Origin of the sequence: Serinicoccus shuyuelongi (genome assembly GCF_045032955.1) — a bacterium.
In the GTDB taxonomy this organism is placed as follows: Bacteria; Actinomycetota; Actinomycetes; order Actinomycetales; family Dermatophilaceae; genus Ornithinicoccus.
The window spans coordinates 247,990-269,554 of record NZ_JBJFZU010000004.1 but is presented as its reverse complement, the minus strand read 5'-3'; the positions used below and the strand labels follow the sequence as shown (position 1 = coordinate 269,554).

19 protein-coding genes are annotated in these 21,565 nt (G+C 73.3%); 15 read left to right on the top strand and 4 right to left on the bottom strand.

Annotated elements, in window-relative coordinates; translation table 11 throughout:
• Positions 1-2: 2 nt before the first annotated feature.
• Positions 3-626 (bottom strand): nitroreductase family protein, encoded by a 624-nt coding sequence (locus tag ACI3EY_RS07570; protein WP_405039981.1) that lies wholly within the window; start codon positions 624-626, stop codon positions 3-5.
• A gap of 89 nt (positions 627-715) precedes the next feature.
• Between ACI3EY_RS07570 and ACI3EY_RS07565 the strand changes: the two genes are divergently transcribed.
• The 3 genes from ACI3EY_RS07565 to ACI3EY_RS07555 are packed head-to-tail and all read left to right on the top strand — an operon-like array spanning position 716 to position 5,169.
• A complete protein-coding gene (locus ACI3EY_RS07565; protein ID WP_405039980.1) occupies positions 716-3,388 on the top strand; it encodes a bifunctional acetate--CoA ligase family protein/GNAT family N-acetyltransferase in 2,673 nt (890 codons plus the stop codon).
• A gap of 12 nt (positions 3,389-3,400) precedes the next feature.
• Complete coding sequence (locus ACI3EY_RS07560; RefSeq protein ID WP_405038071.1) at positions 3,401-3,979, top strand: DUF5998 family protein; 579 nt, start codon at positions 3,401-3,403, stop codon at positions 3,977-3,979.
• Entirely contained in the window at positions 3,976-5,169 is a 1,194-nt protein-coding gene (locus ACI3EY_RS07555; protein ID WP_405039979.1) for an alkaline phosphatase family protein, read from the top strand. Before ACI3EY_RS07560 ends, ACI3EY_RS07555 begins: the two co-directional genes overlap by 4 nt.
• A 154-nt stretch (positions 5,170-5,323) precedes the next feature.
• Here ACI3EY_RS07555 and ACI3EY_RS07550 read toward each other — a convergent pair whose 3' ends face one another.
• A complete protein-coding gene (locus ACI3EY_RS07550; RefSeq protein ID WP_405039978.1) occupies positions 5,324-6,034 on the bottom strand; it encodes a thymidine kinase in 711 nt (236 codons plus the stop codon).
• A gap of 169 nt (positions 6,035-6,203) precedes the next feature.
• On the bottom strand, positions 6,204-7,757 hold the full coding sequence (sepH, locus tag ACI3EY_RS07545; protein WP_405039977.1) for a septation protein SepH: 1,554 nt from the start codon (positions 7,755-7,757) through the stop codon (positions 6,204-6,206).
• 72 nt (positions 7,758-7,829) lie between these two features.
• Between sepH and ACI3EY_RS07540 the strand changes: the two genes are divergently transcribed.
• From ACI3EY_RS07540 to ACI3EY_RS07490, 11 genes are all read left to right on the top strand, one after another.
• Positions 7,830-8,507, top strand: coding sequence for a trimeric intracellular cation channel family protein (locus tag ACI3EY_RS07540; RefSeq protein WP_405038075.1), 678 nt, complete (start codon positions 7,830-7,832; stop codon positions 8,505-8,507).
• Positions 8,504-9,742, top strand: a complete 1,239-nt coding sequence (locus ACI3EY_RS07535) for a ferrochelatase (protein ID WP_405039976.1) — start codon at positions 8,504-8,506, stop codon at positions 9,740-9,742. Before ACI3EY_RS07540 ends, ACI3EY_RS07535 begins: the two co-directional genes overlap by 4 nt.
• Entirely contained in the window at positions 9,742-10,638 is an 897-nt protein-coding gene (locus tag ACI3EY_RS07530; RefSeq protein WP_405038076.1) for an inositol monophosphatase family protein, read from the top strand. The genes ACI3EY_RS07535 and ACI3EY_RS07530 overlap by 1 nt, the downstream gene beginning before the upstream one ends.
• A 188-nt stretch (positions 10,639-10,826) precedes the next feature.
• Positions 10,827-11,126 carry a DUF4193 domain-containing protein gene (locus ACI3EY_RS07525; RefSeq protein WP_405038077.1) on the top strand — a complete coding sequence of 100 codons (300 nt, stop codon included), beginning with the start codon at positions 10,827-10,829 and terminating at the stop codon, positions 11,124-11,126.
• Positions 11,127-11,178: 52 nt separating this feature from the next.
• Positions 11,179-11,667 (top strand): dUTP diphosphatase, encoded by a 489-nt coding sequence (gene dut, locus ACI3EY_RS07520; protein ID WP_405038078.1) that lies wholly within the window; start codon positions 11,179-11,181, stop codon positions 11,665-11,667.
• Between the two features lie 7 nt (positions 11,668-11,674).
• Positions 11,675-12,568 (top strand): DUF3710 domain-containing protein, encoded by an 894-nt coding sequence (locus tag ACI3EY_RS07515; protein ID WP_405039975.1) that lies wholly within the window; start codon positions 11,675-11,677, stop codon positions 12,566-12,568.
• Positions 12,565-13,275 (top strand): DUF3159 domain-containing protein, encoded by a 711-nt coding sequence (locus ACI3EY_RS07510; RefSeq protein WP_405039974.1) that lies wholly within the window; start codon positions 12,565-12,567, stop codon positions 13,273-13,275. The genes ACI3EY_RS07515 and ACI3EY_RS07510 overlap by 4 nt, the downstream gene beginning before the upstream one ends.
• Before the next feature lie 7 nt (positions 13,276-13,282).
• The gene (locus tag ACI3EY_RS07505) at positions 13,283-14,641 is read left to right on the top strand and encodes a class I SAM-dependent RNA methyltransferase (RefSeq protein WP_405039973.1); all 1,359 of its coding nucleotides are present in this window, start codon (positions 13,283-13,285) and stop codon (positions 14,639-14,641) included.
• Between the two features lie 111 nt (positions 14,642-14,752).
• Positions 14,753-17,599, top strand: coding sequence for an aconitate hydratase (locus tag ACI3EY_RS07500; RefSeq protein WP_405039972.1), 2,847 nt, complete (start codon positions 14,753-14,755; stop codon positions 17,597-17,599).
• A 116-nt stretch (positions 17,600-17,715) separates the two neighbouring features.
• A complete protein-coding gene (locus ACI3EY_RS07495; RefSeq protein ID WP_405039971.1) occupies positions 17,716-18,588 on the top strand; it encodes a VOC family protein in 873 nt (290 codons plus the stop codon).
• A gap of 3 nt (positions 18,589-18,591) precedes the next feature.
• The gene (locus ACI3EY_RS07490) at positions 18,592-20,187 is read left to right on the top strand and encodes an LLM class flavin-dependent oxidoreductase (protein ID WP_405038083.1); all 1,596 of its coding nucleotides are present in this window, start codon (positions 18,592-18,594) and stop codon (positions 20,185-20,187) included.
• A gap of 9 nt (positions 20,188-20,196) precedes the next feature.
• Here the strand turns inward: ACI3EY_RS07490 and ppk2 are convergent, their stop codons facing one another.
• Positions 20,197-21,087, bottom strand: coding sequence for a polyphosphate kinase 2 (gene ppk2, locus ACI3EY_RS07485; protein WP_405039970.1), 891 nt, complete (start codon positions 21,085-21,087; stop codon positions 20,197-20,199).
• A 100-nt stretch (positions 21,088-21,187) separates the two neighbouring features.
• Between ppk2 and ACI3EY_RS07480 the strand changes: the two genes are divergently transcribed.
• Complete coding sequence (locus ACI3EY_RS07480; RefSeq protein ID WP_405038085.1) at positions 21,188-21,550, top strand: hypothetical protein; 363 nt, start codon at positions 21,188-21,190, stop codon at positions 21,548-21,550.
• Positions 21,551-21,565 lie beyond the last annotated feature (15 nt).

Genomic DNA, 21,565 nt, shown 5'->3' with positions numbered 1-21,565 from the left:
GGTCAGCCCTGCCAGGGCACGCCGAAGCGCCCCCGGTGCGCGACCTGCGACACCTCGCGCCGTCCCCGCCGCAGCGACGGGGAGCGGCGGTCCGGCGCCGGGTAGCCCAGGGCCACCACGCCCACGGCCCGCCGACCTGCCGGCACCCCGAGCGCCTCCAAGGTGGCGGCCTGCCGGGGAGCGGGAACCCCGAAGAACAGCCCGCCCAGACCCTCGTCCACCGCGGTGAGCAGCATCAGCAGCGCCGCCATCCCGGTGTCGACGTCCCAGTAGGGGATCGGCCAGCGCTCCTCGTCCCGGTCGCTCCAGCCCTTGTCCGGGGCGGCATACCTGTCCAGGTAGGCGTCCTTGTCCGAGAGACAGACCACCAGGCAGGGGGCGGTCCGCACCCCCCGCAGCCAGGCGTCCTGCCGCTGCTCGTCGTCCGCCCCGGTGGCCGCGTCCCAGAACGTCCCGCGCTCCTGCGGGCTCACCAGCACCACGAAGTCCCACCCCTGGGAGAAGCCCGCGCTGGGGGCCCGGATCGCGTGCTCCAGCGCACGCTGCAGGACCTCGGGCGGGACCGGCCGGTCCGGGTCGTAGGCGCGGACCATCCGGCGTCGGCGCACCACCTCGCGAAACTGCATACCCCGAGGGTGGCACGGCAGACGACCCCGGCCGCACCGGTGACGGCCACCACCCGACCCGTGTCGGTCCGCGATGGGATAGTGGAGCCATGAGCGCGTCCGAGCCGGAGACCCTTCCCCCGGGCTACCCGCGCGAGTGGGAGGCCGACGTCGTCCTCTCCGACGGCATGGTCGCCCACGTCCGGCCGATCCGCCCCGACGACGTGGAGGCGATCCACGGCTTCCACGCCGCCCAGTCCGCGGAGTCCATCTACCTGCGCTTCTTCGCCCCGATCAAGCGGCTCTCGGACAAGGACGTGCACCGGTTCACGCACGTCGACTACGACGACCGGGTGGCGCTGGTGATGTTCGTCCGCGACGACCTGGTCGGGATCGGCCGCTACGACCGGACCACCTCGGGTGGTCCGGTGGCCGAGGTGGCCTTCAACGTCTCCGACCACCACCAGGGCCGCGGGGTGGGCTCGGTGCTGCTGGAGCACCTGGCCGACATCGCCCGGGAGTCCGGGATCACCCGGTTCGTCGCTGACGTGCTGCCCCAGAACCGGCGGATGATCGGCGTCTTCCGGGACGCCGGCTTCGAGGTGACTCACGAGTTCGACGACGGCGTCATCGCGGTGTCCTTCGACATCGAGCCGACGGACGCCTCCCGGGCCGTGCGGATGTCCCGGGAGCACCGCTCCGAGTCCCGGTCGATGCGGGCCGTGCTGCACCCGTCCACCGTGGCGGTGATCGGGGTCAGCCGCCGCCAGGGCACCATCGGGCGCGCGTTCTTCGAGGACATCGTCGCCGGCGGGTTCACCGGCGCCGCGCACCCGGTGAACAGCCGCGCCGAGCCGGGCACCCTGGTCTGCGGCCGTCCCACGTATGCCTCGGTGCGGGACATCGAGGGCGGCGTCGACCTCGCGGTGGTCGCCGTCCCCGCCGAGGACGTGCTGGGCGCCGTCCAGGAATGCGCCGACGCCGGGGTGAAGGGGCTGGTGGTGGCCTCCGAGGGGTTCGCGGAGGCGGGCACCGAAGGCCGTGCCCTGCAGCACCAGCTGCTCGTCACGGCCCGTCACCTGGGGATGCGGGTGCTGGGGCCGACCAGCTTCGGGCTCATCAACAACGACCCCGAGACACGCCTGAACGCCTCCATCGCCTCGGCCGAGCACCTGCCGCCGTTCGGCACCCTGGGCCTGTTCACCCAGTCCGGTGGCCTGGGCATCGCGATGCTGGCCTCCGCCCGCCGCCGCGGGCTGGGGCTGTCCACCTTCGCCTCGGCCGGCAACCGGGTCGACATCTCCGGCAACGACCTCATGCAGTACTGGATGGACGACGACGCCACCACCGCCGTCGGGCTCTACCTGGAGTCGATGGGCAACCCGCGCAAGTTCTCCCGGATCGCCCGCAAGCTGGCGATGACCAAACCGGTGATCGTGGTGAAGTCCGGGGCCGGCAAGTTCGCGATCCCGCAGGGGCACCGGGTGCGGGACACCCGCGAGCGCCCCGAGACGTTCGGTCAGATGCTGCGCCAGTCCGGGGTGATCCGGGTGGACAACGCCCGCCAGCTCTTCGACGTGGCGCTGCTCGTCACCACGCAGCCGCTGCCCCGCGGGCCGCGGGTCGCGGTGGTCAGCAACAACGACGCACTCGGGTCGCTGGCGGCGGACGCGGCGAGCGCCCGCGGCCTGGAGGTCACGCACGGCCCCGTCACCGTCTCCGCGGAGGCGCAGCTGGAGGAGTTCCGCAGCGTCGTGGAGGCCGCGCTCGCCGACGACGACGTCGACTCGCTCATCGCCTGCTTCATCCCTCCGGTCGCCGACATCGACCCGCAGGTGGTCGAGGCCGTAGGGCAGGCCGTCGCCGGGCACGAGAAGCCGTGCGTGGCCACCTTCCTCGGGATGCGCGGCGACACCGAGGGCACCGGGGTGCCGACCTACCCGATGCCGGAGGAGGGGGTGCGTGCGCTGGCCGCCGCCACCCGGTATGCCCAGTGGCTGGGCCGCGACCACGGCGAGCGGGTGCGCCCCGAGGGGCTGGACCGGGGTGCGGCGACCGAGATCCTGCAGGGGGCGCTGGCCCGTGCCCCGCGGGGGGTGGACCTGGATGCCGACGAGGTCACCGCGGTGCTCGCGGCCTACGGCATCGCGGTCTGGCCGCGGGTGCCGGTGCACTCCGACACCGAGGCGGTCGAGGCCTACAAGAGGCTCGGCGGCACGGTCGTGCTGAAGGCGACCTCACCGGTCATCCAGCACCAGCCCGGACAGGGGTGGGTGCGCACCGGGCTGCGCCACCCCAAGGCGGTGGGGGCGGCATACCGGGACATGGCGGGGCTGCTCGGACCGCTGGGCGTCGAGGGCATCGCACTGCAGCGGATGGCGCCCTCCGGGGTGCCGGTGGAGGTCAACTCGGTCGAGGACCCGCTGTTCGGGCCGGTCGTCGGCTTCGGGGTGGCCGGCCTGCCGATCGACCTGCTGGGGGACGAGGCGCACCGTTTCCCGCCGCTCACCGACGTGGACATCACCGAGATGGTCGGCTCGATCAAGGCGGCCCCGATGCTGGACGGCTACCGCGGCGCGATGCCGGTGGACCAGGCCGCGCTGCACGACCTGATCGCCCGGGTCTCGGTGCTCGCCGACGACCACCCCGAGCTCGCCCACGTGCGGCTCAACCCGGTGCTGGCCCACCAGGACGGCATCGAGGTGCTGGGCGCGAGCATCCGGGTCGCGCCCGCGCCGACCCGGGCCGACGCCGAGCGCCGGTCGCTGCTCTCCGGCGTCTGAGACGATGGGCGCATGGTTCGTCGTGTGAGGTCACCCCTGCCGGACTCGCTGGTCGCCGACATCGAGGCCGCGGGCTACCTGCCGGCCGTCGTGCACGACGTCGTCGTCACCGCGGTCGGCCGGGACACCGTGGTCACCCACCTGGTGCACGCGGAGACGACCTTCGACGAGACCGCGGTGCGCAACCACCTCACCGTGCTGGTGCTCACCGACCGGCGGCTGGTGATCGCGCACGCCGACGACCACGAGGGGCCGGAGCGGCAGCGGCTGGCGACCGCGACCAGTGAGACCGTGCCGTTGCGCTCGGTCCGCGGGGTGATGCTCACGCACGTCGTGCCGGACCCGGAGACCTACGACGGGGGGCTCGCCGGGCGCGCCATCACGCTCACCCTCGGCTGGGGGGCCGTGGCCCGGGTGGACCTGCTGCCGGCGCTCTGCGAGGACCCGCAGTGCGAGGGCGACCACGGCTACGAGGGCACCGTCTCCAGCGACGACATCTCGTTGCGGGTGGCCGCGGAGACCGACGGGGTGGAACGGCTCGAGCAGGCGCTCGCCTTCGCCAGCGAGCTGTCCGCGCGCCTCGGCCGATGACCGGGGCCGTGCCGGCCGGGGACGTGCCTGAGGGAGCCACGCCCGCCGGGGGCTACAGACCACCCGGACCCGGCACCGGGCTGCCGTCCGTGGTGCCCGCCGCGCTGCGGTCCCTGGGCGTGCCCGACCTGCCCGAGGGGGTGCACCCCGCCTCCTGGGAGCTGCCGGAGGCGCGGGTGGTGGTGGTGCTCCTGGTCGACGGGCTCGGCGCCGAGCAGCTGGCCCGCCGCAGCGGGCACGCCCGCACCCTGCGCGCGATGTCGAGCCCGGCGGGGGCCGAGGGGTTCGCCTGCGGGTTCCCCTCGACCACCGCGACCAGCCTGACCAGCCTGGGCACCGGTCTGCCGGCCGGCGGGCACGGGATCATCGGCTGGCAGACCAACTGGCGGGGTCGGCGCTTCAACCACCTCGCCTGGCAGGACGGGCCTGACCCCGCCTCGCACCAGCCGCTGCCGACGCTGTTCCAGCACGCTGCCCGGCGGGACGTGACGATGAGCACGGTCTCCTGGCCGCGGTATGCCGACTCCGGCCTGACCCGCGCCTCGCTGCGCGGAGGGGGCTTCGTGGGTGCGAGCACGCATACCGAACGGACGGAGGGGGTGCTGCGTGCGGTCGCTCAAGGAGGTCGTCGGGGGCGGTCCCTGGTGTATGCCTACTGGGACGAGATCGACAAGGCCGGGCACGTGCACGGCCCGGACTCGCTCGAGTGGGGCGAGGCCGTGGAGGCGCTCGACGCGTGGGTGGCGGATCTGCTGGGGCGGCTGCCCGCGGGTGCGGTGCTGGCGGTGACGGCCGACCACGGGATGGTCGAGGCCCCGCACGGGAGCCGTCGCGACCTGGCCCACGAGCCGGCGCTGGCATCCGGGGTGTCGCTGCTGGCCGGTGAGCCCCGGGCCCCGCAGGCCTGGTGCGCGCCCGGCGCGGTGGACGACGTGGTCGCCGGCTGGCGGGCCGAGCTGGGGGAGAGCGCGGTCGTGCTGTCCCGCGAGGAGGCCGTCGAGGCGGGCTGGTTCGGCCCGGTCCGCCCGGGCTACGAGGAACGGATCGGCGAGGTCGTGGCCGCGATGCTCGGGGACGCGACCCTGCTCGACTCGCGGGACCTGCGCCCGGCGGTCCTGGGGCTGCGCGGGCACCACGGCTCGATCACCGACGCGGAGACCGCGATCCCGCTGCTCGTCACCCAGACCTGAGGCCGGCACCCCTCCAGACCGACCGAGCGTCGCTTGTGGTTGCCCTCAGACGGACCGAGCGTCGCCTGTGGTTGTCCTCAGACCGACCGGGCGTCGCCTGTGGTTGCCACCACCCCGCCGGTATGCCGTCAGCCCGGACCAACTCCTTGATCGCTCAGGGCGGCGGCACCATCGGCAGCGGGCACAGGTCGAGGTCGAAGGGCAACGTGTCCGGGGACAGCGATGCAGCCCGCGCGGCCGCGGAGTTCATCCGGCGCATGTAGTGCCGACGGCAGAGGACCTCGTACTCCACCAGGGGCGCCGGCTCACCCGATAATTCGGCGTCGTCGTCCTCGCCGCCGACGTCACCGACCACCACCTGCTCACCTTCGACGACCATCGTGCCGTCCACGACCCGGGCGTTGACGGTGGCGGGGCGGCCGCACCAGCACAGCGCCTGCACCTGCAACTGCTGGGTCCGGTCGGCCAGCTCGATCAACCGACGGGACCCGGGGAAGAGCTCGGTGCGGAAGTCCGCCGTGATGCCGAAGGCATACACGTCGATCCCCATCTCGTCCACCAGCCGGGCGAGCTGTTCGACCTGCTCCGGCCGGTAGAACTGAGCCTCGTCACAGATGACGTAGTCGATGCGCCGCCCCTTGGTGCGCTGCTCGGCGACGAACTCCCAGAAGTCAAGGTCGTCGTCCACCTCCAGCGCGCCCTTGCTCAGCCCCAAACGTGAGGAGACCACCGCCGCGCCGGACCGGTCGTGCTGGGTGAAGAGAAGGCCGCCCCGACCGCGCACCGCGTGCGTGTGGTCCATCTGCAGCGCGAGGGTCGACTTCCCACAGTCCATCGTCCCGGTGAAGAAAACGAGCTCGGCCACCGCGGCAGTCTACGGGGGAGCGGTCGGGGTGAACGGCATACCTCCCAGGTATGCCGCGCAACCACAGGCGACGCCCGGTCGGGCTGGGAGCAACCACAGGCGACGCTCGGTCGGTCTGAGGGCAACCACAAGCGACGCTCGGTCGGGTGGGGAGAGCCGGTCGGGATCGTCAGCGGCGGTCGCGGGAGCCGAACATGATGTCGTCCCAGCTGGGCACGCTGGTACGGCCCTTCTTGCTCGGTCGTGACTCCTCGGCCTCCCGGGCGGGCGGCTGCTCGGGGGCAGCCTCGTCGTCCGGAGCGTCGTCCTCATCGCGGCCAGCCTCGTCGTCCGGGGCGTCGTCCTCGTCAGCGTCAGCCTCGTCGGCCGGGGCCTCGTCGGGGTCGGACTCCTCGTCGGCCTCCTCGATCTCGTCCACCAGCGCCACGCCGACCGGCCCGTCCGCGTCCATCGGCTCAGGAGCCGCGTCGGCGTCGCTCTCCTCGCTCTCGTTCGCGATCGCGTCGTCGGCACCCGCGTCGTCAGCAGCTGTGTCGCCACGCGCCACGTCCGGGGCAGCCTCGTCGTCCTCGTCCCCCTCGTCGGTGCCGAAGAACTCGTCGAAGGTGACCTCGTTCGGGTCGTGGTGCACCCGGGCGAAGACGGGCTCGGGCTCCTCGTCCCGCTCGGGCTCGGGGACGGCCCCCACCTTCGGCAGCCGCAGTCCCCGGCGCTTGCGCCCGGGGGACCGGCCGACCGCACGCTGGGCCTCCTCCGGCGACGGCGGCTCCACCGGCGCCACGGTCTCCGTCTCGGTCTCGCCAACCCGGATCTCGACCTCCGCCGCGGCCTCGGCCTCGGTCTCGGTCTCGGTCTCGGTCTCGGAAGCCTCCTCGGCCCCCTCCGGCATCAGCGCAGGGTCTCGGGGGTGCGCCGCGGGCGGGTCGCCCATCGTCCCCGGGTCGTAGGACAGCTCCTCCAGCGGCAGCACCTCGTCCGGCATCTGCTGCTGGCCGGGCACGTGCGTCGGGTCGTCCGTGCGGCGGGCGCTGCTCTGCGAGCGCCGGCCGCGGCGCTGACGCCGCTCCCGCATCGTCGCCATCAGGTCCGCGGCGGCCTCGTCCTCACCGTGGCTGGTGCCCAGCAACGGATGTCCGGCCAGCCCGCCCGGCAGGGCCTGCTCGTCCTCGCTCAGCCAGCGCGCCTCGTCGTCCAGCGACTCCAGCGAGCGGGAGCGCACGTCGTAGTGCCACGCGGCGCGGCGCTCACGGCCCCCGGCGGCGAACGCCACGATGACCGTCCAGGGCCCGTGCGCCTCACCCCGGGCCGCGTCCCAGGACACGGCGGTCAGGTCCACGCCCCGGCTCTGCAGCCGCTCCTGGACCCGACGGTCCAGGGTGTGCGAGCCGTCGGTGCGTCCGCTGGCCCGCACCGGCGCGCGCTGCGCCAGCCCCACCAGGTGCTCCCGCTCGGCGAGCACCGGCCCCTCGAAGCGGCGCACCCGGTCCAGGTCCCAACCGGTCGACGTGGCGACGTCCTCGGCCGGCTGCCCGGCCCGGATCATCGCCTGCACGTCGCGGGGGCTCACGGTGGTCCGCCCGTCCTTGGAGAACGGGTTGCCACGGCGGGGGCGGAGCGAGGCCCGGAGACGGTCGTCGACGGGCAGGGCGTACTGCGTGCCGTCCTCGTCCGCGAGGACCAGGCGACCGCCTTCGTCGAGCTCGACGAACTGGAGCTGCTGCATGGTCCACCACTGTGCCACCCCGGCCGGACCAGCAGCGAGAGGGCGCGCCGCGAGGGATACCCTGGAGGGGCCATGATCGCCGCCTCCGCAGACGTCCGTCTCGCCCTGGACCTGTGCGGCATCTTCGTCTTCGCCCTGTCCGGAGGTCTGGTCGGCGTCCGCGCCCGGCTCGACCTCTTCGGCGTCGTGGTGCTCGCCTGGGTCAGCGGCCTCGGCGGCGGCATCATCCGCGACGTGTTCCTCGGCGACCTCCCGCCGGACGGCATCAGCAACGGCTGGTACGTGATCACCATCCTGGTCGCCGGGCTGGTCGTCTTCGCCTTCCACGGCCTCTTCGTCGACCTCTCCCGGCACCGCCCGCAGCTGCGGCTGCGCCGGATCGCCCAGTCGGTGAAGTACCTGGACGCCGTCGGGGTGGCGACCTTCGCGGTCGCCGGTTCGCTCAAGGCGATCAGCCTCGGCGCCCCGCCGCTGGCCGCCGTCTTCGTCGGCGGCATCACCGCGGTCGGGGGCGGGATGATCCGCGACGTCCTCGTCGGCCAGGTGCCAGAGGTGCTGCGCCGCGAGCTGTATGCCCTGCCCGCCCTGCTCGGTTCCTCGGTCGTCGTGATCGCCTCCGAGCTCGGCCACCTGAGCTTCCCGGTCATCTGGGCCGCCCTGCTGCTGGTGCTCGGCATCAGGGTCGCCGCTATCGCCTTCGACCTGCACGCCCCCGTGCCCATCACCCCCTCCCGAGGAGAAGCATCGTGAGCCACCCCACCGCAGAGCCCCCCGAGCAGGACGCCGCCGTCGAGCAGCCGGGCGACCCGTCCCCCACCGGTAAGGACACCACCGCCCAGGACGAGGTGATGGCCGAGATGGAGGAGCAGCTCAGCGAGGTCGAGGACCACGACCTCTACCCCTACCAGGCCATCGTCCTCACCAGCTTCGGCGGCCCGGAGGGCCCCGAGGAGGTGATGCCCTTCCTGCGCAGGGTCACCAGCGGGCGCGGCATCCCGGACGAGCGCCTCGAGGCCGTCGCCGAGCACTACCTGCACTTCGGCGGCAAGAGCCCGATCAACGACCAGAACCGGGCGCTGATCGACGCGCTGCGCACCGAGCTGGACCGGCGCGGGCTGCCGCTGCCGGTGCTCTTCGGCAACCGCAACTCCGAGCCCTTCCTGGTGGACGCGTTCCGCCAGGCCCAGGACGAGGGGATGACCCGGCTGCTGTCGGTCACCACCAGCGCCTACTCCTGCTACTCCTCCTGCCGGCAGTACCGCGAGGACATCGCCGCCGCCCAGCTCGAGCTGCGCGAGGAGGGCAAGGAGGTGCACGTCGACAAGGTGCGCCAGTACTGGAACCACCCGGGCTTCGCCGGCGCCAACGCGCGCATCGTCACCGAGGGTGCGCGGCAGATGCACGAGCGCACCGGGGTGGTCCCGCACCTGGTCTTCGTCACCCACTCGCTGCCGGTCGCGATGGACGACACCTCCGGCCCCGGCGACGACGAGGGCAACCTCTACTCCGCCCAGCACGCCGAGCTGGCCGCCGCGATCACCGCCGAGGTGGGCGCCACCCTCGGCGAGGACGTCCAGCACGACCTCACCTACTGCTCCCGCTCCGGCCCGCCGAGCCAGCCGTGGCTGGAGCCGGACGTGAACGACCACCTGACGGCGCTCAAGGAGCGGGGCGTGCAGCACGTGGTGCTCGCCCCGATCGGCTTCGTCTCCGACCACATGGAGGTCGTCTTCGACCTGGACACCGAGGCCGAGGAGACCGCCCAGGAGCTGGGCCTCGACGTGCTCCGGGTGCCGACCGTGGGCACCGACACCGAGTTCGTCGTCGGCCTCGTCGACCTGGCCGTCGAGCGCGCCGCCCAGGCCCGCGGGGAGCAGGTGGCGCTGCCGACCTGGCCCGGCTCCGACCCGCGCCCGGCGATCTGCCGGCCGGGGTGCTGCCCGAACCTGCGGGTCGCCGCCCCCGCGGCCTGCGGGAGCGACTGATGCCCGCCGCAGGCGACGCCGGGCCTACCGGAGCACCGGACCCGACCGGGGTCCCGGAGGAGCAGCGCCGCGAGCTGGAGCTGCTTGCGGTCGAGCTGGCCCGCGAGGCCGGCGCGATGATCCGGGACACCCGCCCGGACGGCCTCGGCGTGGCGCACACCAAGAGCACCGACCTCGACGTCGTCACCGAGATGGACACCCGCGCCGAGACGTTGCTGCGCGAGCGGCTGGCGGCACGCCGCCCCGAGGACGGCGTGCTCGGTGAGGAGGCGGGTCTGACCGGGGGCACGTCCGGCCTCAGCTGGGTGCTGGACCCCATCGACGGCACCGTCAACTACCTGTACGACCTGCCGGCGTATGCCGTCTCCGTCGCCGTCGTGGTCGGCGACCCCACCACCACCGGGGCCTGGGCCCCGGTGGCCGGCGCGGTCATCAACCCGCGCACCGACGAGGTCTTCCACGCCCGGGTCGGCGGCGGGGCCCACCTGCAGACCCGGGGTCGTTCGCTGCCGCTGCGGGCGGGCGGCCTGGACACCCTGGGGCAGGCCCTGCTGGCCACCGGGTTCTCCTACGACCGGGAGGTCCGCCGGCTGCAGGCGTCCGTCCTGGCCGACCTGCTGCCGCGGGTCCGTGATGTGCGCCGGATGGGGGCCGCCGCGCTCGACCTGTGCCACGTCGCGGCCGGCCGGGTCGACGGCTATTGGGAGTACGGGACCCACGCCTGGGACCGGGCGGCCGGGCTGCTGGTCCTCACCGAGGCGGGCGGCGTGGCCAGCGGCCTGCAGGCCGGGAGCGCGGACTCCCAGGAGATGATCGTGGCGGCCGGGGCAGGGCTGCACCCGGTGCTCCGGGCCGAGGTGGAACGCCTGGTCGGGGCCGGGTCGCCGACCCGCTGAGGGGCCCGCCCGGGTCCTGCCGGGCGGCCCGCGCCACGCCCGGGGGACAACCGCCTCGCGCGACGGGGGTGCGATAGGGCAGAATCCCGCGCGTCACCTGCGGACCGCCAGGTGCGCCCGGGCACAAAAACGGGGTGTACAGCGTTCAGGGACGACGAGAGACCTCGGTACAGGCGAAAGGGCCACAGATGGCGACTGACTACGACGCACCACGCAAGAACGACGACGAGCTCAACGAGGACTCCCTCGAGGAGTTGAAGGCACGACGCAACGACAAGTCCTCGGGCAGCGTCGACGTCGACGAGACCGAGCAGGCCGAGGGCTTCGAGCTCCCGGGGGCGGACCTGTCGGACCAGGAGCTGTCGGTGCACGTGCTGCCGCGGCAGCAGGACGAGTTCACCTGCGCCCGCTGCTTCCTGGTGCACCACCGCAGCCAGCTCGCCAAGGAGGTCGGCGGACTGCCGGTCTGCTCCGAGTGCGCGGCCTGAGCAGGACCGGCACCGCGAGCAGCCGGACGCCGGGCGGCTACCCTCGGTGACGATGACGACACCGCACACCGTTCCCGTCGCGCTGCGACGCCTGGACGCGGACCTCCCGGTCCCCGCCCCGGCGCGGCAGGGCGACGCCGGTGTGGACCTGCACGCCCGCGAGGACGTGGTGCTGGCGCCGGGGGAGCGCGCGCTGGTCCCCACCGGGGTCGCGATCGCCGTCCCCCCCGGGTATGCCGCCTTCGTCCACCCGCGCTCGGGGCTCGCCGCCCGGCACGGGCTGACCATCGTCAACGCGCCCGGGACCGTGGACTCCGGCTACCGCGGGGAGATCCTGGTCAACCTGCTCAACACCGACCGCACCGAGGAGATCCGGCTCAGCCGCGGCGACCGCATCGCCCAGCTGGTGCTGCAGCAGGTCGCGCAGCCCGTCCTCACCGAGGTGGACGAGCTGCCCCCGTCCGAGCGCGGCGTCGGCGGGCACGGGCATACCGGCACCTCGGCGACCCCCATCCGCACCGATCCGCACACGAAGGACTGACCCGACCGTGGCACTCTTTGGCCGACGCAAGAAGGACCTCACCGACGACGAGCTGCTCGGGGACGAGAGCGAGCTCGAGGAGGGGTCGCCACGACCGCACGTGCCCGAGGGCGAGCCCGGGGTCGACCGCGACTGGGTGCGGGCGCAGGACGGTCCCTACGACGTCTCCGAGTGGGGCGACCTGGACGCCCGGATCGACCTGGGGGCGCTCCGGCTGCCCAACGTCCGGGGTATGCAGCTGCGCCTGGACCTGGAGAAGGGCACCGGGCGCGTCATCGGCGCCACCATCGGCTTCGGCGCCTCGCACGCGCAGGTCCAGGTGTTCGCGGCGCCCCGCACCCAGGGCCTGTGGGACGAGCTGCGTGCCGACATCGCCCGTGGCCTCGTCGACGCCGGCGGCGCCGCGGAGACGGTGGACGGGACGATGGGCAAGGAGCTGCGGGCCCGGATGCCCGGCCGCGCCCCGGACGGACGGGTCGCCTACCAGCCGGCCCGCTTCCTCGGCGTCGACGGGCCCCGCTGGTTCCTGCGGGTGGTCGTCAACGGTCCCGCCGCCACCGACGACAACCAGGTCCGCGGCATCCTCGCCTACGTGCGCCGCATCGTGGTGCAGCGCGGCGACGAGGCCCGCCCGCCCCGCGAGGTGCTCACCCTGACCCCGCCGCGGGGCTTCACCGAGGCCCTGGAGAAGGAGGCGGAGGCCCGCCGCGCCCAGCAGAGCGAGGCCCGCCGCGCCGCCGCCCAGGAGGCCGTGCGCAAGGCCCCCTCCGCGACCGGCAGCAGCGACGCCACCGCCGTCGCCGGGATCAGCACCCACCGCCCGACCGGGCCCGCCCAGCACGTGCCCGAGGCGGCTGCCACCGACGCTCCCAAGGCACCGAACAACCCCGACTTCACGTGAGCGCCCCGGAGAGCGCCCAGGAGACCGTCGAGCAGGTCATCCGGCGCCGGATCAGCGAGGCGCTGGGCGGCTGGTACGGGTCGCTGGAGACGGCGCTGCCGACCGTCGCCTTCGTGGTGACCTGGCTGGTCACCGACGCGGTGCGCCCGGCGGTCGTCGCCGCTGCCGCGCTGCTGGTGGTGCTCACCCTGGTGCGGGGCTACCTCGGCGGCTCCTGGCGGTTCATCGCCTCGGCGGTGCTGGCCACCGCGGTCGCCGCCTTCTTCGCGCTCCGCTCCGGCCAGGCCGAGGACGCCTTCCTTCCCGGGATCCTGGTGAGCGCCGCCTACGGGATCGGCGCCGTGGTCTCCATCCTGACCCGGTGGCCGCTGCTCGGGTTCATCGTCGCGATCGGCGACCCGAACTTCGCCGAGCGGCCCGCCGCCTGGCGACGCGACCCCGGCCTGGTCCGGGTCTGCTCCCGGCTGACCTGGGTGCTGGTCGGACTCTTCGCGATCCGGGTCGCGATCATGCTGCCGCTCTACCTGGCCGGCGAGGTGGCCTGGCTGGGGATCACCAAGATCGCCCTGGGCTGGCCGGCCTACCTGGCCGCGGTGGTGGTGATGGGCTGGTTGCTGGCCGTCGGGCGCACCCCCGCCCAGCCGGAGGACGAGGAGAGCGGGACCGCCGCGATCGACCCGTCCACGGGCCCGACCCATGGTCGATGACCGAGACGTGAGCCACCCCGACACCGCGGTGCCGGTGGTCGGCGACGAGGTCCGGCTGCGGGTCGGTGCGGTCGCTCACGGCGGTCACTGCATCGCCCGGGTGGGCGAGCAGGGCCTGGTCGTCTTCGTGCGGCACGCCCTGCCGGAGGAGCTGGTCACCGCCCGGATCACCGAGGTCGGCGGCGGTGGTCGCTTCCTGCGCGCCGACGCCGTCGAGGTGCACGAGCCGTCGCCGGACCGGGTCACGCCGCCCTGCCCGTTCGCCGGTCCCGATCGGTGCGGTGGCTGCGACTGGCAGCACGCGGACCTGGCGGCCCAGCGCCGGCTCAAGGCGCAGGTCGTGACCGAGCAGCTGGTCCGCCTCGGCGGGCTCGACCCCGACGACCTCGGCCCGGTGGTCTGCGAGCCGCTGCCCGGGGACCAGGACGGTCTGCGCTGGCGGACCCGGGTGGAGGTGGCGATCAGCCACCGCCCGGGGCAGGCGCCGGTCAGCGGGCTGCGGCAGCACCGCTCGCACCGGGTCGTCCCGGTGGACGACTGCCGGATCGCGCACCCCGGGGTGCTGGCGACCGGGGGCTTCGCCGACCCCGCCGCCCTGGTCGCCGGCGCCCCGGTGCCGGACCACCGGGTCACCTCGCTCGACCTCGTCGCCCCGGCCGTGGGGGAGCCGGTCGCGGTGCCGCTGGCCCTCCCCGCGCCCCGTCACGGCCGCCGCCAGGGTGGGCGGGGTCGTGGTGGGCGCGGCGGTGCGCCCCGTCCCCGCCCCGTCGGCGCCGTGCCCCAGGTCACCGAGCGCGTGCACGACCAGGACTTCACCCTCTCGGCACGCGGCTTCTGGCAGGTGCACCCCGGCGCCGCGACCCTCTTCACCGACCAGGTGTTGGACTGGCTGGGGCCGCGACCGGGGGAGCGGGCGCTGGACCTGTATGCCGGTGTCGGCCTCTTCGCGGTGCCGCTGGCGCAGGCCGTCGGCGAGCGCGGGGCCGTGCTCGCCGTCGAGTCCGACCGGGAGGCGGTCGCGGCCGCCGAGGAGCACCTACGGGCATACCCCTGGGCGGAGGCGGTCGCCGAGCAGACCGCGACCGTGCTGGACGGCCTGGTGGAGCAGCGCGAGGACATCGACCTGGTGGTGCTGGACCCGCCGCGCACCGGCGCCGGCGCGCCGGTGATGACCGCGCTCGCGGCGCTGGCTCCCCGGGCCGTCGTCTACGTGGCCTGCGACCCGGCCGCGCTGGCCCGGGACCTGGCCACCGCCGCTGAGCTGGGCCTGCGGCTGGCCGGACTGCGGGTGCTGGACGCGTTCCCGATGACCCACCACGTGGAGTGCCTGGCGCTGCTGGTCCCGGACTCCGCGCAGGACAGGTGAGCCTCACCTGACCCCGGGTCACCGGATGCGGCAGGATGAGATCAGGAGCGGTGTCGCTTTGCGGAGGGCGCCCTCGGTGAGATATCTTGACGTCAAGATAAAAGCCAGCGAGTGAAGGAGCGACCCACGTTGAGCACCAACCCGAACAGCTTCGATGCCAGAGGCACGCTGGAGGTGGGGGACGCCAGCTACGAGATCTTCCGGATCAAGAAGCTCGAGCAGGCGGACAACCTCCCGTACTCGCTGAAGGTGCTGCTGGAGAACCTGCTGCGCACCGAGGACGGCGCGAACATCACCGCCGACCACATCACCGCGGTGGCCGGCTGGGACGAGAACGCGGACCCGGACACGGAGATCCAGTTCACCCCGGCGCGCGTCATCATGCAGGACTTCACCGGGGTGCCCTGCATCGTGGACCTGGCCACCATGCGCGAGGCGATGGGTGACCTCGGCGGCGACCCCACCAAGATCAACCCGTTGGCCCCCGCCGAGCTGGTCATCGACCACTCGGTGGTCATCGACGTCTTCGGTCGCCCGGAGGCCTTCGAGCGCAACGTGGAGATCGAGTACGAGCGCAACGAGGAGCGCTACCAGTTCCTGCGCTGGGGCCAGACCGCCTTCGAGGACTTCAAGGTCGTGCCCCCGGGCACCGGCATCGTGCACCAGGTCAACATCGAGCACCTGGCCCGCACCGTGATGACCCGCGAGTCCGGTCAGGACGGTGCGCTGCAGGCATACCCGGACACCTGCGTGGGCACCGACAGCCACACCACCATGGTCAACGGCCTGGGCGTGCTCGGCTGGGGCGTCGGCGGGATCGAGGCCGAGGCGGCCATGCTCGGTCAGCCGGTCTCGATGCTCATCCCGCGCGTGGTCGGCTTCAAGCTCAGCGGATCGGTCCCGGCCGGGGCCACCGCCACCGACGTGGTGCTGACCATCACCGAGCAGCTGCGCGACCACGGCGTGGTCGGCAAGTTCGTCGAGTTCTACGGCGACGGCGTCAGCTCGGTGCCGCTGGCCAACCGGGCCACCATCGGCAACATGAGCCCGGAGTTCGGCTCCACCTGCGCGATCTTCCCGATCGACGAGGTCACCCTGGACTACCTGCGGCTGACCGGCCGCTCCGACGAGCAGGTCGCCCTGGTGGAGGCCTACGCCAAGGAGCAGGGCATGTGGCTGGAGCCGACCGGCAACGCCGAGGCCCGCTACAGCGAGTACCTCGAGCTGGACCTGTCGACGGTGGTCCCCTCGATCGCCGGGCCCAAGCGCCCGCAGGACCGGATCGCGCTCACCGACGCCAAGACGCAGTTCTGCGCCGACCTGGCCAACTACGCCGAGAGCACCGTCCTGTCCGACGTGGACCACGAGCTGGAGAACACCTTCCCGGCCTCGGACGCCCCGTCGCACGACGCCAGTGCCGAGTCCCAGGAGGCGGGCCGCCCGCGGCACTCCGCCCGGCCCAAGGACGGCAGCACCCGCCGTGCCTCCAAGCCGGTCACCGTGGAGATGGAGGGTGAGAGCTTCGAGATCGACCACGGCATCGTCGCGATCGCCTCGATCACCTCCTGCACCAACACCTCCAACCCCTCGGTGATGATGGCCGCCGCGATGCTGGCGCAGAACGCCGTCGAGGCCGGGCTGAGCGTCCCGCCGTGGGTGAAGACGTCGATGGCACCCGGGTCGAAGGTCGTCACCGGCTACTTCGACAAAGCCGGTATGTGGCCCTACCTGGAGGCCCTGGGCTTCCACCTGGTCGGCTACGGCTGCACCACCTGCATCGGCAACTCGGGCCCGCTGGTCGAGGAGATCAGCACCGCCATCAACGAGAACGACCTGGCGGTCACCTCGGTGCTCTCGGGCAACCGGAACTTCGAGGGCCGGATCAACCCGGACGTGAAGATGAACTACCTGGCCTCGCCGCCGCTGGTCATCGCCTACGCCCTGGCCGGCACGATGGACTTCGACTTCGAGAGCGAGCCGCTGGGTCAGGACAAGGAGGGCAAGGACGTCTTCCTGCGCGACCTGTGGCCCGCGCCCGAGGACGTGGAGCGCACGATCGCCTCCTCGATCAGCCGGGACATGTTCACCGAGGACTACAGCGACGTCTTCGCCGGTGACGAGCGGTGGACCTCGCTGGACACCCCCGACGGTGACACCTTCGAGTGGGCCGACGACTCGACCTACGTGCGCAAGCCCCCGTACTTCGAGGGGATGGGCGCGCAGCCGGACCCGGTGCAGGACATCTCCGGCGCCCGGGTGCTGGCGCTGCTGGGTGACTCGGTGACCACCGACCACATCAGCCCCGCCGGGTCGATCAAGGGTGACAGCCCGGCCGGCGTCTACCTCTCCGAGCGCGGCATCCAGCGCAAGGACTTCAACTCCTACGGCTCCCGGCGCGGCAACCACGAGGTGATGATCCGCGGCACCTTCGCCAACATCCGGCTGCGCAACCAGCTGCTGGACGGGGTCGAGGGCGGCTTCACCCGCGACTTCACGAAGGACGGCGAGCAGAGCACCATCTACGACGCGGCCCAGGCCTACGCCGAGCAGGGCACGCCGCTGATGGTCCTGGCCGGCAAGGAGTACGGCTCCGGCTCCTCGCGCGACTGGGCGGCCAAGGGCACCCGGCTGCTCGGGGTCAAGGCGGTCATCGCCGAGTCCTACGAGCGGATCCACCGCTCCAACCTCATCGGTATGGGTGTGCTCCCGCTGCAGTACCCGGCCGGCGAGACCGCGCAGAGCCTGGGCCTGGACGGCACGGAGACCTTCGACATCGCCGGGGTCACCGCGCTCAACGACGGGGACACCCCGTCGACGGTGAAGGTCACCGCCACCAAGGGCGAGGGCGGCGAGTCCGTCTCCTTCGACGCGGTGGTCCGGATCGACACCCCCGGCGAGGCGGACTACTACCGCAACGACGGCATCCTGCAGTACGTGCTGCGGTCGCTGGTCGCCTGACCCGCCGACGACGCGCCGACGACGCCCCGCCGACCGACCGGTCGGCGGGGCGTCGTCGTGTCCGTAAGGCAGGGGTGCGGTATGCTAGGTGACACGTCACGTACCTAGGAGCACCGATGACCAGCACCACCCTCGACCGCCTCGCCGCCGACACCTCGATGGGCCCGGTGACGCTCGACGTCGCCGACCTGGACGGGATGACCGCCTTCTACCGGGACGCGGTGACCCTGCAGGTGCTCGGACAGGACGGACCGGTGGTGACCCTGGGCAGGGAGGGCACCCCGCTCGTGATCCTGCGGCACCGGCCCGGGATGGCGCACGCGGCACCGGGCTCGGCCGGTCTGTTCCACACCGCGATCCTCTTCCCCACCCAGGCGGACCTGGCGGTGGCCGTCGCCTCGTTGGCCACCCGGGCCCCGCGCAGCTTCACCGGCAGCGCCGACCACCTGGTGAGCCAGGCCTTCTACTTCGACGACCCGGAGGGCAACGGCATCGAGCTCTACCGGGACCGTGACCGCAGCCGATGGAGCTGGGTGCACGGCCAGGTGGAGATGAGCACGGTGATGCTGGACCCGCAGGCCTTCCTGCGCGAGCACCTGGACGAGGACGTGCTGGCCGCGCCGGTGAGCGGAGCCGTGGTCGGGCACGTCCACCTCTCGGTCGGCGACACCCGCACGGCCAAGGAGTTCTACGTCGACCGGCTCGGCTTCGACGCGACCGCCCAGCTGGGCGGGCAGGCACTCTTCGTCAGTGCCGGCGGCTACCACCACCACATGGCGATGAACGTCTGGCGCAGCCGCGGCGCAGGCCCGCGCTTCCCGGCCCTGGGGCTGGGCCAGCTCGACATCGAGCTGCCGAGCGCCGACGACGTGGGGGCGCTGTCCGAGCGGATGCGCCACCACGGGGTGCAGCTGCGCGACGACGGCCGGACGGTGACCCTGGAGGACCCCTGGGCAAACCGGCTGCACGTCCGGGTCGCGGGGGTCTGAGGTATGCCCGACCTCGGCCACCAGGTACGCCTGGGGATCTTCCCCACCCCCGGCGCGGCGGACCCCCAGCACGCCGTCGAGCTCGGCGTCCTCGCCGACACCGCCGGGATCGACCTGGTCACCGTCCAGGACCACCCCTACCAGGCCGCCCACCTGGACAGCTGGACGCTGCTGTCCTGGATCGCCGCCCGCACCAGCACGGTGCGGCTGGGGCTGAACGTGGCCAACCTGCCGCTGCGCGAGCCGGTCGTGCTCGCCCGCTCGGTCGCCACGCTGTCCCTGCTCTCGCACGGCCGGGCCGACCTGGGGCTGGGGGCCGGCGCGTTCTGGGACGCCATCGTCGCGGCCGGCGGCCCACGGCGCACCCCCGGGCAGGCGGTGGACGCCCTGGTCGAGGCGATGGACGTCATCCGGCAGGTCTGGGACGGGTCGGGCCCGGTCCGGGTGGACGGCGAGCACTACCGGGTCGTCGGTCTGCACGCCGGCCCCGCCCCGGCCGGTGACCCCGCGCTCTGGCTGGGCGCCTACAAGCCGCGGATGCTGCGGGTGACCGGGCGGCTCGCCGACGGCTGGCTGCCGAGCATGGCCTACCTGCCGCCCGAGGACCTCGCCGAGGCGAACGCCCGGATCGACGACGCCGCGACCGCCGCCGGTCGCTCACCCCACGACGTGGTCCGGCTCTACAACATCGGCGGACGCTTCGGCCGGGGCGCCGGGATGCTGCAGGGCAGCCCCGCCGACTGGGCCGAGCAGCTCGCAGGCCTGGTCCTCGAGCACGGCATGTCGACCTTCGTGCTGGCCACCGACGACCCCGGCCAGGTGCAGACCTTCGGCCAGGAGGTCGGCCCGGCGCTGCGCGAGCTGGTGGACGCCGAGCGCTCCGGCGCGTCGGCGGGGGACATCCCGCAGGGAGCCGGCAGCGCCGTGCCCACCGGTCCGATCCCCGCCCGGCCGGCCACCGACGTGGTCGACACCGCCCCTGCGGGCATCACCCCGACCCCGGACGACGGGACCCGGCTGACCGGGGAGCTGGCCTGGGACGAGGCGGCCCGCCCGACCGGGCCGGCGCCGCAGGGCGGGCCCACGGCATACCCCGCGCAGCAGCTCGCCGCCCCGCAGCACCTGATCGACATCCACGACCACCTGCGCACCGAGCTCGCCTCCGTCCGGGACGTGGTCGACCAGGTGCGCTCGGGGCATCTGCACGTGGGCCAGGCACGCTCGGTCATCAACACCATGACGATGCGGCAGAACAACTGGACCCTCGGTGCCTACTGCGAGTCGTACTGCCGGATCGTCACCGGCCACCACACGCTGGAGGACCGCTCGGTCTTCCCGTTCCTCGGGCGGCGCGAGCCCACCCTGCAACCGGTGCTGGACCGCCTGCACGAGGAGCACGAGGTCATCGCGGACGTGCTGGAGCGGCTGGACCGGGCCCTGGTGGCCCTGGTCGACGAGGACGGCTACGGGCAGGCGGGCAGCGAGGCCCTGGACGAGCTCGCGCACAGCGTCGACCTGCTCACCGACACCCTGCTCTCGCACCTGTCCTACGAGGAGCGGGAGCTGACCGGGCCGCTGGCCCGGCACGGTTTCGGCTGAGCCGGCTGGTCAGCTCATGTCCTCCCGGGTGCGCCGCCGGACCGGCTTCCCCGCGGTGGCGGCGACCTCGGCGGCGTGGTCGGGCACCGGCAGCTGCAGGTCGCGGTCGGTGCGCTGGTAGCCGGTCGAGCCCGGGCGGTCCGGCATCGAGAGCGTCGGCAGCTCGACCTTCTCGTAGGGGATGGACGCCAGCAGGTGGGCGATCATGTTGACCCGGGCGGAGCGCTTGTCGTCGGAGGCGACCACGTTCCACCGCGCCTCGGGGATGTCGGTGTGCACGAACATCTCGTCCTTGGCCCGGCTGTAGTCCTCCCAGCGGGTGAGGGACTCCAGGTCGGTGGGGGAGAGCTTCCACCGGCGCATCGGGTCCTCCAGGCGAGAGGCGAAACGGCGCTGCTGCTCGTCGTCGGACACCGAGAACCAGTACTTGCGCAGGATGATTCCGTCGTCCATCAGCATCCGCTCGAAGACCGGGCACTGCTGCAGGAACCGCCGGTGCTGCTCGGGGGTGCAGTAGCCCATTACCCGCTCGACCCCACCGCGGTTGTACCAGGACCGGTCGAAGAGCCGGATCTCCCCGGCCGCCGGCAGGTGCTCGACGTAGCGCTGGAAGTACCACTGGGTCTTCTGCCGCTCGGTGGGGGTCGGCAGGGCCACGATCTGCGCCTGCCGGGGGGAGAGGTACTCGGTGACCCGCTTGATGGCGCCGCCCTTGCCGGCGGCGTCGCGGCCCTCGAAGATCACCACCAGGCGGTGGTCGGTCTCCTTGATCCAGGTCTGCATCTCCACCAGCTGCTCCTGCAGGCGCAGCAGCTCGGCCTCGTAGATGTCCTTGTCCAGGCGGGGGACCTTGCCCTTGCGCCCGGCCTTCGTGCGGGGCGAGCCCGTGTCCGTGGCCATCCGCCCATGCTGCCCTACGACCGGCGGTAGCGGAAGGCCTCGGTCGGGGACGCCCGACGGGGGGTGTGCCGGCCACCCCAGGAGTCGTACACTTGTTCGCATGAGCAGTGGTGGACCGCCGGGATGGCCGGACCGGGTGCCCCCGGCCGGGGTCACCGGGTGGGAGCAGGCCGCGGTCTCCTGGCTGCTCGACCAGTGCCCCGCCGACTACCGGGCGTATGCCGCGTGGCGGCGTCACCCGCCGGCGCTCGCCTGGATGGCGACCCGGCACCTGGAGGCCCAGCTCGAGGCGATGCGGGGCGCCTGGCGGGACGTCCGCCCACAGCTGGGGCCGAGTCTGCCGCCGGGCAGCCTGGGCGACGTGCTGGAGTCGCTGGCCCGGGAGGGGCTGCGGCTGCGGGCCAACCACCGGGCGGCCGGGCTGCTGCTGGAGGCGCTGCGGCTGCGCGCGCCCATGCACTGAGCACGCGCGCAGCAG